Annotated in this window: 1 protein-coding gene (cut by a window edge); it reads right to left on the reverse strand. The window is 64.7% G+C overall.

Going from position 1 to position 18830, the window contains the following annotated elements:
- Positions 1-18830, reverse strand: the 3' portion of a protein-coding gene (locus FQ320_RS08210; protein WP_187393823.1) for a non-ribosomal peptide synthetase. 1090 nt of this gene lie beyond the right edge of the window; only the last 18830 of its 19920 coding nucleotides appear in the window; the start codon falls outside the window, past its right edge; it ends in the stop codon at positions 1-3.

The raw sequence follows: 18830 nt of genomic DNA on the forward strand, positions 1-18830 counted from the left end.
TCATGTTTCACCGGCGCTTCGCAAAAGGTTTCGGTCTGTGGTTTGTCGCAGCACACCATGAATTGCGGAGGACCATTTAACAAGACAGGGTTTGGCGATGATCGAATAATGGTCCGCCTCGACCGGATGCACCGACAAAGGCGCACCGGGCAGCGCGCGCCAACCGGTCTGGGACAATTCCCCGCCGTTTTGCGTTGCACAGAACAGGGTCGCGGGAACGGCACGCGCTGTGATCTCGTGGCGCGAAACGGCTTGCACGTTGGTGGCAAAGACGCGGTAGAGCCGCGCGATCATTGCGCCATCGGCACCGGGCAGGACACTCTTCACGCGTGGTAAGGTCAGAGCAGCGGCAACCGGGTCTTCTCCGTCAAACAATTCCACATCCTCGCCAAACAGATCGCGCAGGAACGCCCGGCCCAGAACGTGGGGCGACGCATCTTTGTCCTGCGCTATGCTGCGATCCATCCGGGCCAATGCTGCGGGCGTATAGCTGTCGATCATTCCCAAAAAGGCGATGCTTTCGCCCGCCTCGACAGATTGCCGGGCAATCTCATGGGCGATGATCCCCCCGATTGACCAGCCGATAAGCGTATAGGGCCCGTGCGGTTGAACATTGCGAATCTCGCTCAAGTACAGCCGCGCCATGCCTTCGATCGATGCGGGCGCGGTTTCCTCCCCCCGCTCCAGCCCGCGCGCACGAATGCCGTGGATCGCACGCCCATCGTCCAGCGCTTCAGCCAGCGGGGCATATTGCGACACAGAGCCGCCCACCGGATGCACAAGAAAAACCGGCGGCAGGGCGCCATCGCCGTGACGAAGCGGCACGATCAGCGATCCGCCGCCAGTCCGCGCGCCGCCCCTGATCCGCAACAACGCCGCCTGAGCGGGGATGCGCGGCGCTTCGGCCAGATCGAACACCGACAGACGCTGGCCGAACCTGTCGGCGATGGCTTCGATCAGGCGCACGGTCAGCAGACTGTGGCCCCCCGCCTCTTCAAAGGTTTCATCAGGATCTACGCTGTCGCGACCCAGAACCTCGGCCCAGAGCGCGGCAAGGTCGCGTTCGATCCGGTCATCCTTTGCAGTCGGCACAGCCGTTTCCTGTGCCGTTTCCTGTGCGTTCCGTGGACGAGTCAATGCGCCACGGTCGGTCTTGCCGCTGACCATCTTCGGGAGCGCGTCCTGTGTCACCCAGTCCGAGGGCAGCATGTGGCGCGGCAGCCGCGCCGCCAGTCGTTTGCGCAAGGCAGGCATATCGAACGCCGCGCCGCCGGTGGCGATGTGGGCGACGATCTGCGCATCACCCGCGCGGTTCGCCGTGACGATGACGGCGGCGTCGGCGATACCGCACGCAAGGATCGCCGCTTCAATCTCGCCTGTCTCAATTCGGTGTCCACGGATTTTCACCTGATCGTCGCTGCGGCCATGAAAAAACACAGTTCCCGCCGTATCCGGGCCAAACGAGGCCAAATCACCGGTCCGGTACAGAACCACATCACGCCCGCCGATCCGCTGGATGGCAAACCGCTCGCGCGTCAATTCCTCGCGTCCGTGATAGCCTATGGCAAGCCGGGGACCGCCAAGGAACAGCTCTCCTGCTATGCCATCGGGCACCGGGTTGCCGTGCGGATCAAGGATATGCACTTCGGTGCCCGGAAGTGGACGACCAATCGGCACCGAACGCCCGTCATCGCGCCGGGTGACCGTGTGGATCAGGGCGGTCACCGTCGCCTCGGTCGGGCCATAGGCATTGATCAGGCGCAGGTTTTCAGGTGCCATGCGGATGAAAGCGGCGGCCACCTCGGGCGGCAATGTTTCGCCGCCGACAATCATCAGCCGCAGCTGCGTCGCGCTGATATCCGCACCGTTGCGTGTCCAGCTGCGCAACAACTCATGCAGATAGACCGGCGGCAAATCGGCAACCGAAACCCGGCGATCGCGCAGAAAGGTCAAGAATGCCTCACCCGTGGGCAGCTCTGCTGGCCGCAGGATCAGACTGGCTCCAACGCTCAGCGGCGGCAGGATCTGTTCGATTGCCGTATCGACGGCCAGCGGGGCGAATTGCAGCACCCGATCCCCCGACCCCAACCCATAAGCCTTGGCGACAACGGCACAATGGTGCGCCAGTGCACCATGCCCGATCACCACGCCCTTGGGCGTGCCGGTCGAGCCGGACGTATAGATAATATAGGCCGGATCCTGAGCAGCCACCCTCGCCCTTGGCAGTCGCGCAAACCGGGCCGCAAGGCCGGGCCGTTCACCCGCAATGTCGATCACGGCCCGGCCATCGGGCATAAGCGGGGCGATCCGCGCCACCAGATCACCCTGCGACATCACACAAGCCAGATCGGCATCGCGCAGGATGAACGACAGCCGCGCATTCGGGAATTCAGGATCAAGCGGCACCCAAACCGCTCCGATGCCCAAGGTTGCCAGCAGTGTCGCAATGGCATCCCTGCCCCGCGGCAACAGGACCCCGACACGATCGCCAGCTTTGATCCCGCGCCGCGTAAGAAGACGTGCAAGATGTTTCACCCGTAATTCCAGCGTGCGAAAGCTGATGGTCGTGTCACCGTCGACCATCGCCACCGCGCCGGGCGTCTTTTTCATCTGCGCGAAGATGGTGGTATGGACTGGCGGTGCGGTCTTGCCCCCTGCGACCGGGGCAAAGGCAAGCGCACGCTCAAGCTCGGGCGCAGTGAGCAGCGGCATGCTGCCTACGGCGGTGTGACCGGCGTCAGGACCACAGCGCAATACCTCTTGCAGATGGGTGACGAAACGTTCGACACCCCGCGCCTCGTACCGGTTGGCATCGTATGCTGCAGAAATGCGCAGCCCACCCGTTCCGTTCACCACCTCGATATCAATACCCGTCCCGCCAGATTGGCGAATGTCGGGCATATAGCATAGATCGCCCCGCGCCATGACTGCCAGATCCGCCGGATCGAAACCAAAGTTCTGGTAGGCAAAGCTCACCCGCCACGGCGGCGCGCCCGCGCTGGTTCCGCCCCGGACGCGGGCGATTTCGGCGAAGGGGTAGTCTGCATTGGCAAGCCCGGTGTTCATTTCTCCGTGGATCGACTGAGCCAGAGTGGCAAATAGCGTCTCGGGGGCGATGGACAGGCGTGGAGTGATCGTGTTGGCGCAATATCCCACCGTCCGGGCAAACCGGCGCGCCGGACGGCGCAGGGTTGGCACGCCCACCACGATGTCAGTTTCGCCGCTATAGCGGTGCAGAACAACCGCGAGCGCCGCAAGGGCCAGAGAGGCCGGGCTGATCCCCAGATCCTGCGCCGCCGCGATCAGTCGTGTTCCGACGTCCGGCGGCAGGGTACCTGTGACGATGCGGCTATCGGCGGAAATATCGGCCCCCACAACCCGCTCGAACGGCAGGTGCAGCGTCGGCGCGGGGGAATCGAGACGGTTCAACCAATGGCGGCGCTGCGCCCTTCCCCGTTCGGATGTGATGAATTCCGCCTCCCATCCGGCGAATTCCGCGTAATCCGCGCCCACGGTGGGTTCAGGCAGGGGGCCACCGGCGGCAAAATGCTCATAGGCTGTCCAGAAATCGGCGGTGATCACTGCCGAAGATGTGCCGTCGGTGGCGATGTGATGGACGACGATCAGGACGATGCTTTCATCAGGGTCCAACGATCCGCCGATCAGATGTTCGATGCGCAGCACACCTGCGCTCAGATCAAAGGGGGCCGCGACGCGACGGGCGATCAAAACAGCAAGATCCATCTCTTTGGGGATCGCGACCGGGCATAGCGTGGGAGCCTGCACCACAGGCGCCATGATCAACCCGCATTCCGTATCGTCGACGCGCGCGCCAAGGATCGGGTGCCGTTCGATCAGCCATGCCATCGCCAGCCCAAGTGCCTCGTGGCTCAGGCCGCGACCGCGAAACGCCAGCGGAACGTTGTATTCGGCACTGTCTGGAAAAAGCGTCTGATTCACCCAAAGCCCCTCCTGCGCGGCGCTCAGCCGTTGGCGGGCGGGGGGTGCAAGACTTTCGGGCGGATCGGCCGGAGCCTGAGCCGACACATGCGCGGCAAGCGCATCGGGGGTTGGGTAAAGATCGACGTCCGCTGGGGTCAGGGCCAGACCAAAGGCCCCCTCAATCTCGTGAAACAGGCGGGTGCGCACCATGGAATCGGCCCCCAGATGCTCCAAACGCTGTGATGTATCGATGATCTCGGCTTTTATGCCCAGTTCGGCGGCGAGGGTTCGTCGGATCAGCGCAAGCGGCGAGATTTTTGCATCCGCCGATGGCGCCTCGCCCGGTTCGGGCAACCAATGACGATCCCGCGCAAAGGGATAGCCGGGCAGGACAACCATCGCGCCCTCTGACGCTACGGGATGTGCCGTCGATTGTAGCGGCGTGTCACCCGCCAGCGCGGCAATCAGATCGGGCAGGTTGCGGGCGGTGAAATTGGCGCGACATTCAAAATTCTCACGCCCATATTGCAGGGTGCGGGCCAAGGACTCGGGGCAGAGATCGGGGTGTTTGCGCAGATGGGCGGCGAGTGTCTGGCGCAGGACATCCAACCGTTCGGGCGTGCGGGCCGACAGGGGGAAAGCCCGGATCGCCGGTTCGGTCCGTGCCAAGACAGGTCCGGGCGGTGCTTGTTCCAGGATCAGCGCGACGTTGGAACCGCCCGCTCCGAACGATTGAATCAGCGCGCGGCGCGGCTGTTCGACCCCGTCAATCATCCGGGCGGGCCAATGCGCACCCACGATCTGCGGTGTCAGCGGCAGGCCGTCGAACCGCCCGGCCTCTGCGGCCCGGGCAAAGCCGCAGGACGGAAAGAGGCGACGATCCTGCAATTGCAACAGCACCTTGGTCAGTTGCGCCAACCCCGATGCCGCCTCGGCATGGCCGATACTCGCCTTGACTGAGCCAAGCGCCGGCGGCGCATCGCCAGAATCGGCGAACACTTGCGCCAAGGCGCGCAGTTCGATCGCATCGCCAAGCCGCGCGCCGGTCGCCGCCGCCTCGACATATCCGATGTCGCTGGCATTGATGCCCGCCGCGTCCAGTGTTTCACCAATAAGTTGCGCCTGCACCCCGGCGTCGGGCACCGCAAATCCTGCCGAGTGGCCCGCGTGGTTGGCCCGGCTGGCCCGGATCACCCCGAGCACGCGATCCCCGTCGCGCAGAGCGTCGGTCATCGGTTTCAACAGCACCGCGCCCACGCCCTCGGATGGCAAATACCCATCGCCATCCGGCGCAAAGGCGCGACTGTCCGGTCCGCTGCCTGCCAGCCCGCCGCGGCTGAGCATTTCGAACTTGGCCGGGTGGATCGACAGGTTCACGCCCCCCGCCACAGCCAGCCGCGATTCCCCCGAGGCAAGGCTTTGGCAGGCCTGATGAACCGCCTGAAGCCCCGCCGAACACATGCTGTCGACGGCCACGCTCGGCCCTTGCAGATCAAAGAAGAACGAGGCCCGGTTGGCGATGCCCGCATAGGACGACAGCGCCAGCAGGTTGCGCGTTTCCAGATCACCGGCCAGCCCGGGATACTGGTTATACATCGCGCCGACGAACAGGCCGACGCGCCGGTCATAACGTTCGCCAAGCGCGGCCCGGGTCAACCCGGCGCGCTCGAACAAGTGCCAGACGGTCTGCAAAAACAACCGCTCCTGTGGATCGGCCAGATCGGCGGCACGCGGGGTATAGCCAAAGAATTCCGCGTCGAACCTGTCGATATCGCTTAAGAAACCGCCCCATTTGCAATGGCTTGCCCCCGGCTCACCCTTCTTGGTGGAAAATCGTGGGATAAGCGCCTGCCGCTCGAGCGGCAGTTCGGTGATGCAATCGCGCCCCGTGCGCAGGGCCTCTGCAAAGGCCTCAATGGTGTCAGCGCCCGGATAGCGCCCGGCGACCGCAATGATTGCCACGTCGCCGGAGCGGGTCACGTTGGCCGCAGCGCGGGCCGTGGCCGGTGGCGTCGCTTCGGGCAGGCTGCGTCCCGCCAGTTCGTCGGCGAGCCGTGCGATTGTCTGGAATTCGAACAGCAGCGTCGGTGACAAGGCGCCAAAATCGGGTTCCAGCGCGGCGATGATATCAAGCGCCGAGACGGAATCGACGCCAAACCGGTCTATGGTTTCATCCGGTTTCAGATGGTCGGGCTTTACGCCAAGGATGGTGCAAAACGCCCGCTTGATCACCGCCACGACATCATCGCGGGATTTTGTCACGGTGGCATCAAGGGTTGCACGGGCAGGTTGCGCTGCCTTTACGGGGGGCTGCATCAATGCGCGCAGACGCTCATGATCGCCGTCCAGCACCAGCACCTGATTGTCAGAGCGGCGCGTGAGGATGGCGCGCAGGCCCTCAAGGGCCGGGCCGGTTTCCAGCGGGCGCACACCCACCGCACGTTCGACCCCGGCGATGGCGCGTGCGTCCATCCGCATACCCCCGTCGCGCCAATACGGCCAGTCGATGGCAACGCAATGCCCCTGCCGTGAACCGCGCGCATTTCGCAGTTCGGCGAACCGGTCGAGAAATGCGTTGGCGGCGCCGTAATCCCCCTGCCCCGGATTGCCCAGCGCGCCAGCCACCGAGCCGAAAAGCACCATGAAATCCAGCGCCCTATCACCCAAGGCATCGTCCAACGCCAGTACTCCGGCCACTTTTGGCGCAAGAACCGAATGCAGCGTCTGTTCGGATTTACCCGCCAAGAGACCATCACGGGTGATGCCCGCGCCGTGGAACACGCCGGTTATCGGACCCGAGAGATCTTCAATCCGCTGCACAAGGTCAGCGACGGCCAGCCGGTCAGTGATATCTACGCGAGCGTGGTGAACCGTAGCGCCAAGGCTGCGGATTTCTTCAAGCCGCACTTCGCCCGCCGCATCCAGCGCCGAACGGCCGGTCAGCCACAGGGTTGGGGAAACGCCGGCGGTGGCGATTTCCTGCGCCACATGCAGACCGATCCCGCCTGCCCCGCCCGTCAACAGATAGACGCCGCCCTGCCGCCAGGGTGTGGCCGGTTCGGGCGCTGCGATCTCTTGCCAATGGCGGATCAGACGACGGTTGCGCAGGTGCCGGATCATGCCCCATTCCGCCCCGTCTGCGGCATCCTGCGCCAAGACCCGCGCCGGATCGGGAAGATCAAAGTCCATGGCGACCAGTTGGCAACGCAGGCCCGAATGCTCCAGCACGGCACAGCGCAGCAGCCCGGCCATTCCTTCCAGTCCTGCGTCGGGGCCGGTGGCGGGCACGACGACCTGAATCAAGACCTGCGGTGCTGTCGCAACACGCTGGACAAGGCGCAACAGCCCCGCCGCGCAGAAGCCAAAGCGTTCATCCGCCGGCCCCTGCGGCGGGATCAGACGTTCGATTTCGGGCGCGTCTGGACCGCCATCAAGACCCACATCGGACCCACAGATCACAACGATGCGCCGCGCGGCGCTCTGTTGGTTGGCCTTGCTCGGCTGCTCGCGCCACGTCGGCGCGAACAGCAGCGGCAGGGGCTCGGCCTGCGGTCCCGGGGTGGCAGCGATATCATGCAGCCAGCAGTGATCTTCGGCAAAGGGATAGGTGGGCAGACTGATCGGCTGGGGTTGCGCCCCGCGCCGCAACGCTGCCCAATCCACCGTCTGGCCGATGGTCCACTGGTGGGCGATCTGCGGCAGGGGTGCAGACAGATCGCCCACCCCGGCCCCACGGGCAGCGCGGCCCCGGAGCACCCTATCGCTGTCTGCCCCGCCATTGGCATCATCCAGCGCGGCGATCAATTCCGCCCGTCCGTTGGCGACAATGGCAAGCCGTGCCTCGAACCCTTCGCGCCCCTCTTGCAGGGTGAAGGCGACCGACGGCAAATCAGCCTCATCCAGCGATGCAAGCGCGACACGGAACCGGGCAAGCAGCGCGTCCAGCCGTTCAGGATCGCGGGCTGAGAACGGATAGATTTCCGGCACGGATTTAGAGGCATGCCGGGTCGGCGCCCGATGTTCGGCCAGAATGAAATGCGCATTCGACCCGCCTGCCCCGAACGACGACAATCCGGCAATGCGCCGCGCCCCGGTGTCCCAAGCCTCGAGACTGCGCTGGACCAAAAAGGGTGTGGCGGCAAAATCAATCTTGGGGTTCAGCGTTTCGGCATGCAGCGACGGCGCAAGCTGACCGTGCCGCATCTGCAACAGAACTTTTGTCAGCCCGGCGACCCCTGCCGCGCTTTCGCCATGGCCAATGTTAGATTTGACCGACCCGATGGCACAGCCGCCGGGTGTTGCGCCGACGCCAAAGGCGCGGCTCAGCGCTGCAATCTCGATCGGATCACCCAGTTTGGTGCCGGTGCCATGTGCCTCGACATAGCTGATCTGTTCGGGTGCGACACCGGCCCGCGCCAAGGCGGCGGTGATCACCGCGCCCTGTGCCTGCGGATTGGGAACGGTATAACCGTTTGTTTTACCGCCGTGGTTCAACGCCGAGCCAAGGATCACGCCATGCACCCGGTCGCCGTCGCGCATCGCCTGCGCCAATGGCTTTAGCAGCACTGCGCCCACCCCTTCGGCCGGGACATAGCCGTCGCCGCCTTGACCAAAGCTTTCGCACCGCCCGTTGCTGGACAAGAAACGTGCCTGCGCCAAGGCAATGTATTTGTTGGGATGCACCGTCAGATTGACCCCCCCGGCCAGTGCGGTCGCACAACTGCCCGCGCGCAGTGAATCGCAGGCAAGGTGGATCGCACTGAGCGATGAGGAACACATGGTATCAAGCGCAATGCTCGGCCCGTGGAAATCACAGAAATACGAGACCCGGTTGGCGATCGAGGCGGCACTGCCGGTCAGAGCGGTGGGCTGTCCTGCGGCCGTGCGTTCGGGGCCGTAAAGCTGATATTCCTCATACATCACACCAACGAATACGCCGGTCTCGCCCTGAGTGGCCAAACGCGCACGGGTGTATCCGGCATCCTCCAGAGTTTCCCAGGCGCATTGCAAGAACAGCCGCTCTTGGGGATCGATGAACGCAGCTTCCCGGGGGGCGATGTTGAAAAACATCGGATCGAACCTGTCGTGCCCATCGACGAACCCACCCCATTTTCCGGTGGTCTTGCCCGGCTGTCGCTTGGGGTCGTAATATTCGCTGTGATCCCAACGCGATGGCGGCACTTCGGTCACGCTGTCGCGCCCTGCTGCCAGATTATCCCAGAACTGGACCAGATCGCGCGCACCGGGGTATCGCCCGGCAATGCCGATGATTGCGATCGGTTCATTGGCGGGTATCGCTGTGGGCGCGGTGCGCACCGGGATCGGCGTGGTGATTGGTGCGATTGGCGTTTCGGCAAAGACAGCAGCATGATCCTGCGCCAGATATCCGGCCAAGGCCGCAAGCGTGCGATGTTCAAAGAACAGGCTTCCGGGCAGCGGGCCGCAGCGGGACTCCATCACATCGGTGAGCCGGGTGATCATGATGGAATCGATCCCGTATTCCTCAAGCGGCGCGTCCATTGCGATGTCATCCATCGCAATTTCGGCCTCACGGGCCACCAGATCGACGAGCCAGGCGTCGATCACCCAGCGCGCCGAGGTGGCGGCGTGCACGGGCGGCGCTTCGGTGGCGGTGGGCGCCGCGGCAGGGGTGGCTTTCAGCAGCCGCAGGGAAAACCCGGAGATCCGCACCGCCACTTCGCCCCGCCCGTCGACCAGATCTATGTCGAGCCGAAGAACCCCATCGCCGCCGGGGCGCTTGCGCAGATATGCAACCATCTCGGGGCTGGTGGGGCGGTGAATCTCGATCCGGTCAATCCCGAACGGCAGCGCCAGAGCGTCGCCCCCCTCGGCGTCAAACGCCGCCAGAACCGCCTGAAACGCGCCGTCAAGGATCGCCGGGTGAACGCCAAAGGCTTCGTCGGTTTCAGCGGCACCCGGAACGCTCAACCGTGCCATCACTGTATCGCCGCCCGAAGCCAGCGCACGCACCGCCCGCATCCCCGGCCCATAGGTGATGCCAAGCGCAGCATACCGCGCATAAAGCCAGTCGGGATCGTGAGGCGTCACACACCTCTGCCACAGCGTTTCGATATCCAGCGTTACCGCAGGCCCGGGCGGTGTGGCGCAAATCTCAGCCTGCACATAAGGCGCGGCGGGCGCCCCTTCTGCGATAATTTTGCAGATGTGCCCGCCTTCTTTCGGTTCCAGTGTCACGTGCAGGGTGGCAGGCGGGCTGATCGGGCGACGCCAGACCAGATTGCTCAGCGCCACGGGATAAGCCCCGCCATCCTGCGCAGCGGCGCGGCGGATCAACTCAACGCTCATCGCGCCGGGCAGGATCGCGCGGCCCTGTACCACGTGATCGCGCAGATAGAACGCCGCCGGGTCCAGTTGGGTGATATTCTTGGCGGGACTGGTGGCGTGTTCCGTTCGTTTTTCAATGCGACCGTCGATGCGATATTCGTCGCGCGCAAAGGGATAGGTTGGCAGGCGCAAGCGCGGGCGCGGTGTGTTCCAGCGGGCCGCCCAATCGACCACCGCCCCGCCAACCCAGAGGCGCGCCACCTCGTCCAGCGGCGCGTCCTTGCCCGGGGAAGCGACTGTGGACCGTGCCTGCGCGCGCCCCGTCACGATCCCCGGCCCACTCCCATCGGCAGTGTACAAGGCCAACGCGCGAACAAGTGCCGCAATCGTGTCACAGGTGATGGCCAGCCGTTGCGCCATCCCATGCCGCCCCACCTGAAGGGTGTGCGCCAGATCATAGAGGTCCATATCGCCCGAAACCGAGCCGGCCAGCGCTTTTACCGCCTCGGCCAGACGATCGGTATTTTGTGCCGAAAGCACGATCAATACAGGCCCGTGACCCGGTGCGGGCGGCGCAATGGCATCCGGTCGAGGGCGATATTCCTCAAGCACGACATGGGCGTTGACCCCGCCAAAGCCAAAGCTGCTGATTCCGGCGCGCAGGGGCAGCGCGCGCCCCATCGCGTCACATACCGGCAGCCAGTCCTGAGCTTGGTCGATCAGACTGAACGGCGTGTCGTCCAAATCAATATAGGGATTCACCATGTCGCAATGCAGGCTGGGGGCAAGGCGGCGATGCCGAAATTGCGCCAGCACCTTGATCACCCCGGCGACGCCTGCGGCCAGTTCAAGATGGCCGATGTTGGTCTTTAAAGCGCCGATCCGGCAGCCCGTGCCGGTGAGATCGCCGGCGTTTCGCGGCAGCGCGGCAAAGGCCGATTTCAGCGCGTTGATCTCGACCGGATCGCCAAGCGCCGTGCCGGTGCCATGCGCCTCGATATAGCCGACGCTGCGCGGATCAATCCCGGCGTTGTTATAAACGCGTGTGATCAGTTCGGTCTGGGCTTGGGTGTTGGGCGCGGTCAGCGAATTGGCATGACCGCCGTGGTTGATGCCTGTGGCACGGATCACCGCCAGTATCGGATCGCCGCTGCGTTCGGCGTCTGACCGGCGGCGGATCAGGATCATCCCTGCCCCTTCGCCGCGCACATACCCGTTCGCATCAGCCGAGAACGTCTTGCACCGCCCATCGCGTGACAACATGCCGACTTTGGCAAAATTGATATGCGCCTCGGGTGTGACGATGGTGTTCACCCCCCCCACCAAAGCCATGTCGCAATCGCCCGCCGCGATCGCCTGAACCGCGCGGTGCAGCGCAACCAAAGAGCTGGAACAAGCGGTTTCCACAGGTTCGCTGGGTCCGCGAAAATCGAGGAAGTAACTGATCCTGTTGGGACCAATCGAGGGAACCGCGCCAGTGGCGACATACCCTTCGCCCCCCGTCGCGCCGCCGATCATGTCGCGATACCCGCTGGACGACGTGGCGACGAATACACCCACCCGGCCACCGGCCAGCGCGCGCGGCGAATGGCCCGCATCCTCGATCGCTTTCCACGCATGCATCAGCATCAACCGCTGCTGCGGATCCATCAACCGCGCCTCGCGCGGGGAAATGTTGAAAAACAGCGGATCAAACGCAAAGATACCGTCGCAAAATCCGCCCCAGTGGATATCGGTCTTATCCGGCTGGCTGCGCGGATCGCCATCCATCGCCTGCCAATCCCAACGATCGGCCGGAATACGCGAGATACAATCGCGCCCGGTCTGCAGGTTTTCCCAGAAGGCATCGATATCTTCGGCCATCGGGAACATCCCGCTTTGCCCGACAATCACAATCGGATCGTCATCGGTGCGGGGCGGCGGCGCGAAAGCGGTGCGTTCCGCCATCGCTTTGGGTGGAACAGTGGCGTTATCGGCTTGGGACACAGATTGTTCGGGAATAGGCGCCGACTCTGGCACCGGTATGGTCGACAGGCCCAGTTGCCCATCGCTCAGATCGTCGCAGACATGGGCGGCCAGCCTTGAAAGCGTTGCAAACTCAAAGAAATCGGCGGGCGTCAGTGACAATGACAACTCGCTGTTCAACCGTGCGGCAAAGGCAGTCATGGTGATGGAATCAAACCCGAATTCACCCAGTTCATCCTCGGGGTCAAGCATGTCGGGTTCGACTTCGAGCGTCCGACCCGCAATCGCTGTTATACAGGCCAACGCCGCCGCTTGCCGTGCCGCACCCAAGGGCGCGGTGCTGACAATGGCCGAGGGCGCGCTGACAGCAAGTGCTGCGCGGGGCTGGGGTTTCGATTGCACGGGCCGACTGCTGAAGTCCTCCAGCGCAACCATCACGCGGCCAGCGTCATCACAGATCTCGATCTGCTCACCTTGCACGCCCGGCCGGATCACCGCCCACATGCGCGCCGTGGTCGGGCCGTACACGGAAACGCGGCGCACGGTATAAGGCAGGCTCAGCCCGGTATCGCCGTCCTGCGTCGCCAGCAGCGCCTGAAGCGCGCCATCCAGAATTGCCGGATCAAGCGCCCGCCCGTGATCCGCCGCATCGGGGTGTTCCAGCCGCGCCAGCACCCGGCCCGGCCCGGTCCGAAACTCGCGAATTGCCCGCTGTGCAGGGCCATAACACAGGCCCATCGCATCGAACCGCGCATAAAGCGCGTCGGGATCGCCCCGCTCGGGGGTGGCGGCACGCTCAGCCGCAAGGTCGATCTGGCGCGCCTCACCAAGCGGCAGGTGGCGCCAAGTGCCCTCGGCGTGACGGTGATCGCCGTTTGCGCCATGCGCGGTGACCTCATAGCGCTGGTCGGGCATGACAGTCACGCAAACCCGCTGCGCGCCATCCTCCAGATCAATCGGCCGAGTCCAGGTATGGCCGATCAGCTCAAACGCCGGATCGGGGGTTTCCTGCGTCGCCAGCGCATTGCGCAACAGATCAAACGCGATGACACCGGGCAGCACGCGTCGCCCGGCAACCAGATGATCGCGCAGGAAACTTTCGCTGCCGTCCAAATCCACCGAATGCTGTCGCGTCTGCGGCTCTAAGGCGACGGGTCGCGCCGCACCGTCGATCCACAGGCGCGTCTTGGCAAAGGGATAGCCGGGCAACGTGATGCGCCCCCCGACACGTCCACCCCGAACCGCGTGCCAATCAAGATCAAAGCCACCCACCCACAGCGCCAGCAGGTCCTCGGGGTGGCCACGCTCGGCCAGCCCGTTGGCGGCGACGCGCATTATGTCATCACGTTCCAGCAGCGACGTCATTCGCCGCCCATCTTTTGCGCGTCCCGATTGCACCTGATGCCCGCACTCGCCGGCCAGATAGCCGTTCAGCCGCGCCGCCAGATCACCGGTATCGCGGGCAACTAGGCCCAGCCGCCAGTCCATCGGCTCGCGCGTGCATTGCAGCGTCTGCGCGATGTCGCACAGTCGGTCATCGCGGCCCGGACCGTTCAGATGCGCCGCCAGAGCGTGTGCCATTTCGTCAAGCTGTGTCTCACTTCGCGCCGAGAGGATGACGATCTCCGGCGCTATCGGGGCATCGGATTCGACATCCACCGAGTCCGAACGCGCCGGGGCGATATATTCCTCGACCACCACATGCGCGTTGCTGCCACCAAAGCCGAAACTGCTGACCCCGGCGCGGCGCAAAAGCGGGTTTCCCGCGGCGTCCACGGGACGTGCCCATTCACCGCCTTCGCTGGCAATCCGGAACGGCCCACCCTCAAGCTTGAGATAGGGGTTGAGCGTGTCACAGCCAAGCGAACGGGCGATTTCGCCGTGTCGCATCTGTAACACGACCTTGATCAGCCCGGCGATTCCGGCGGCCAATTCCAGATGGCCGATATTCGATTTCACCGAACCGATGGCACAGTTCTGCGCCGGTGCCGGGCCATGGCGCGCCTCGGCCTCGGCGTTCAGATCGCCAAACGCGCTTTGCAACGCCTCAACCTCGATCGGATCACCCAGCGGCGTGCCGGTGCCATGCGCCTCGATATAGCTGACGGTGCGCGGATCGAACCCGGCCCGCCGATAGACATCGCGCAACAGCGCCGCCTGAGCGCGGGGGTTGGGCGCTGTCAGAGATGCCGCCCGCCCGCCGTGGTTTTCACCGCTGGCCCGGATGACCGCGTGAATTCTGTCGCCGTCCCGCTGCGCCGCGGCCAGTGGTTTGAGCATGACAAGCCCCACGCCTTCACCCCGCGCGTAACCATCGGCCCCCGCTGAAAACGGCTTGCACCGCCCCTCGGGCGACAGCATCCCGGCCTTGGAGAATCCGACAAAAGCATCGGGCAGCAGCAGAGCATTTATCCCCCCGGCGATCGCTGCCGTGCAGTGCCCTGCCGCCAGCGCCTCGATCGCGCGATGAACGGCAATCAGTGCGCTGGAACAAGCGGTTTCCACCGCCACGCTGGGGCCATGAAAATCGAAATGATAACTGATCCGGTTCGGCCCAAGCGAAGGCGCAAGGCCCGTCATCGCATAACCCTCGACAGCGGTGCCCGCCGCAGCAATCAGGCGGCTGTACCCGGTATCTGCGGTGCCGATGAACACGCCGGTCTGCGATCCGGCCAGAGTGCGCGGGGCATATCCCGCATCCTCCATCACCCGCCACGCCTGCGTCAGCAAGAGGCGTTGTTGCGGGTCCATCATCCGCGCCTCGGGGGTAGAGAGGCCAAAGAACGGCGCGTCAAAGGCGCCGATATCATCAATAAAACCGCCCCATTTGACGTTGCACTTTCCCGGCTCTGACAGGGGATCACCCCAGATATCGCGCCAATCCCAACGCTCGGCCGGAATCTCGCGGATGCAATCGCGCCCCTCGTGCAACACGGACCAAAAGGCATCGATATCGGGCGCACCGGGGAATTGCCCGCTCATCCCGATGATCGCCACAGCATCCGCGGCATCGGTCGGTGTTTCGATCCGCGCGGGCGCCTGCGATACGGCGCGGGGTTGCATTTGTTCCGCCTTGATCCCGAGGGCAGAGCTGATCTGCACCCCGTAATGGTTCGCCAGATGCCCCGCCAACCCTTCAAGCGTGGGAAATTCGAAAAAGACTGTCGGCGTCAGATCAAGGTTCAGCCTGTCGTTCAGCCGGTTGGAAAACTGCGTGAACGCGATGGAATCAAAGCCATACTCGGTAAGCTCCTCGTCAGGCTCCAGATCGTCGGGCGCAACCTTCAGCTGTTCCGCCGCCTCGTGCAGTAGACACGTCAGCAGGGCGCGTTGCAGTCGCGCGGTGCTGGGTGGGTGGGACGCGGCGGGCTCGGGTACGACTTCAGACGTGCCGCTGACGAATCGGCGAATTGTGTCTCCGGCGCCTTGGGCCGCCATGACGCAAGGTTCGCTCGCAGCCAGTGCAGCGGCCAAGGCGGCCCGCCCAGCATCCGCCGCAAGCGGGATAAGCCCCGTGGTGCGGCGCATCAATCGTTCCTGCGCCGCGTCCATCCCCATGCCGCCGTCGCGCCAGAGCGGCCAGGCGATGGACACCGTGCGCCCGTGGCACTGCCCCGCCGCGCGCCGCGTTTCGCGCCTTTGGGCAAACCCGTCGAGAAATCCATTTGCCGCCGCATAATCGGCCTGTCCGGCATTGCCCATCACGCCGGAAATCGAGCTGAACAGCACCATGAAATCAAGCGGTTCGTCCGCAATCGCACGGTCGAGCGCCTCGATCCCGGCGACCTTGGGCGCGAGAACCTCGACCAACTCCGCCTCGGTCTTGCGCAGGAATGCCGCATCCCGCAGCACGCCCGCCGCATGGATCACCCCGGTCAACTGGCCGTGATTGCGCCGGATATCCGCGATCAGCTGCGCCGCATCAGCCGGATCGCAAAGATCGGCGCGCCGGAAATACAGGCCCGGGTGGCGATCAATCCAGCGGGCGGTTTCGGCATCCGGCGCGCTGCGCGCGGCCAGAATAACCGTGGCGTCCGGCGCGGATTCGACAATGTCGCGCGCCAGCATCTTCCCCAATGCACCGGTGCCGCCGGTGATCAGATAAATACCGCCGTGCTGCCATGGTGCGGGGGCAGACGGCAGGATCTGCTCCTCCCACGTCTGCACGCAAAGCCGCCCGTCGATGATCTGCGCGATGGCCCCGGCAGGGGCGGTGCGCAACGCGTCAAGGTGGGTGACCGTCGGGGCATCCGGCGTCTCAACCATCAGGGTCTGCCCCTGAAAACCCGGATGCTCGCGGTTGATACTACGCAGCATCGCACCCAGTCCACAGCCAAGCGGAAGAGTTTCAGCACCCGACAGCAGCACCTGCACAAGCAGCGGGCCATGGGGCAATTCTGACTGAAGCAGCGCCAAAATTTGGCGTGAGAGACGGCTCAAACGCGCGCCCGCGCTGTCCTGTGGATCATCATCAAGCCTGCGGCAATCGGCACCCGTAACCGCAATGGCAACACCGCAGTTCAGCACGATCCGCCGTGCTTCAGCCACGATCCTATGCGCGGTGAAGGGGCGCCAGACAGGCTTGAAAGTCAGCAGATCAGCCGGTTTCGCACGCTCTTGTTCCCGTGTGGCAAAGCCGCCAAGGGCCACCCGGACGCTGCCGTCTTCGGCGATCAGGTCAATGTTCATCCGCCGCGTTCCCGCCGCCACATCGCCGGCCGCACGCACATGCGCCCACATCACGCCCTCCATCGGGCCGAAAATATCGACCGAATCCATCGCAAAGGGCAGCGCCGCGCCCGTCGCCGCAGCGTCAGCCGCGACAAGCCCAATGGCCGATTGCAGCGCGCCGTCCAAAAGCCCGGGGTGTAATGCGCAGCTGTCCAGCTCCAGGTCTGCGCGCAATCGTTTAAGCCGCGTCAGAACCTGCCCCGGTCCGACGCGCATGTCGTCAATCACCCGGTGCGCCGGACCATAGCCAAGGCCCATCGCGTCAAACGATGCGTAGATCGACGCGCTTTCGCGGCGTTGCGGCGTGGCGATGCGCAGGGCGCTCAGATCAACCTGCGGACGTGTAAATGCACCGCTTTCGATCCGCATCTGCGCATGTAACAGCGGGCTATCCCCATCGGCCCCGGTCAGGATTTCGGCCCGCGCCTTGCCATTCTCCACCGTAATCCGGCAGGTCACCGTGACACGGTTTTCCACCCGCAGGGGGGCCATCCAAACGACCTGTCGCAACGCCGGATTGGTGATGCCATGCAGCACCGCCGCCGCGCGGGCCAGTTCCAGATAGGCAACTCCGGGCAGGACAGGAACACCGCCGACCCGGTGATCGGTGAGAAAGGATTCCGCACCGCTCAGCGTGAGCGTATAGTCACCCGCGCCCTGCGCCACAGGTTCCAACGCGACTCGCGTCGCCCCTTGCGGTAACCAGAAACGCTTGCGCTGAAACGCATAGCCCGGAAGGGCGATCCGGCGCGGTGACCCTTGGGGATACAGCGCCGCCCAATTCACCGCGCCACCCTTTGACCAGTGGTGCGCAATGTCCTCGGGCGCTTTTCCTGCGGGATCCAGCGATGCGGCGGGCGCCGAGGCTTTGGGGGCCTGCCCCACGAATGCACTGCCGGTATCGCCCGCACCGAAGTCCCGCATCCGCCGCGCGAGTTCGTCCCGATCGTTTGCCAAAAAGACTGCGCGGTGGCGCATCGCATCGCGGCCCACCTGTAACGTATGGGCCAACGCGGCGAGCGGTGCAGCGGGCACGGCTTCGCCCAAACGTGCAGCAGCTTCGCGCAAGGCGGCTTCGGTGCGGGCCGAGATCGGCACGATCACCGGCCCCCCGGCGGCACCCTTTGCCGTGGCGCTGACGCGATATTCCTCGATCACCAGATGCACATTGGCGCCCCCGGCCCCGAACGAGCTGAGCCCGGCGCGGCGCGGGGCTTCGACCCCGTCGATCACCGGGCGCACCCATGGTGCCGACGCCTGCGCCAGACAAAACGGTGAATTCGTCAGATCGATCAGCGGGTTGGGCGTGTCGCAGTGCAACGTCCGGTACACCTGCCCGTCCCGCATCGCCAGCAGCACCTTGATCAGCCCGGCCAGTCCCGCCGTCGCCTCGGTATGACCGATGTTCGATTTCACCGACCCGAGTGCGATACCCGGCGTCTGTGGCATGTCGATCCCGGCGTCATCGTAAAGGGTGGTGAACGCCTGTTTCAGCCCCTCAACCTCGACCGGATCGCCAAGCGGCGTGCCGGTCCCGTGACATTCAATCATGCCGATGCTGCGCGGATCGACGCCCGCCTGCCGATGCGCCTCGACGATCAGTCGCGCCTGCGCTTTGGGGTTCGGCGCGGTCAGCGAAGTAGCGGCACCGCCGTGATTTTCCGCCGATCCCCGGATCACACCGATGATCGGATCGCCATCCCGCTCGGCCGCGTCCAGACGTTTCAACAGCACAGCCCCCACGCCATCGGCGCGGGCATATCCATTGGCATCGGCCGAAAACGTCTTGCAACGCCCGTCGGGGGTGATCATCCCCACCTTGGAGAACATGATATGCTGCATCGGCGAAAGCATCAGGTTCGCCCCGCCCGCAATGGCCATTTCGC

It is taken from the genome of Oceaniovalibus sp. ACAM 378, from assembly GCF_008085915.1.
In the GTDB taxonomy this organism is placed as follows: domain Bacteria; phylum Pseudomonadota; class Alphaproteobacteria; order Rhodobacterales; family Rhodobacteraceae; genus Oceaniglobus.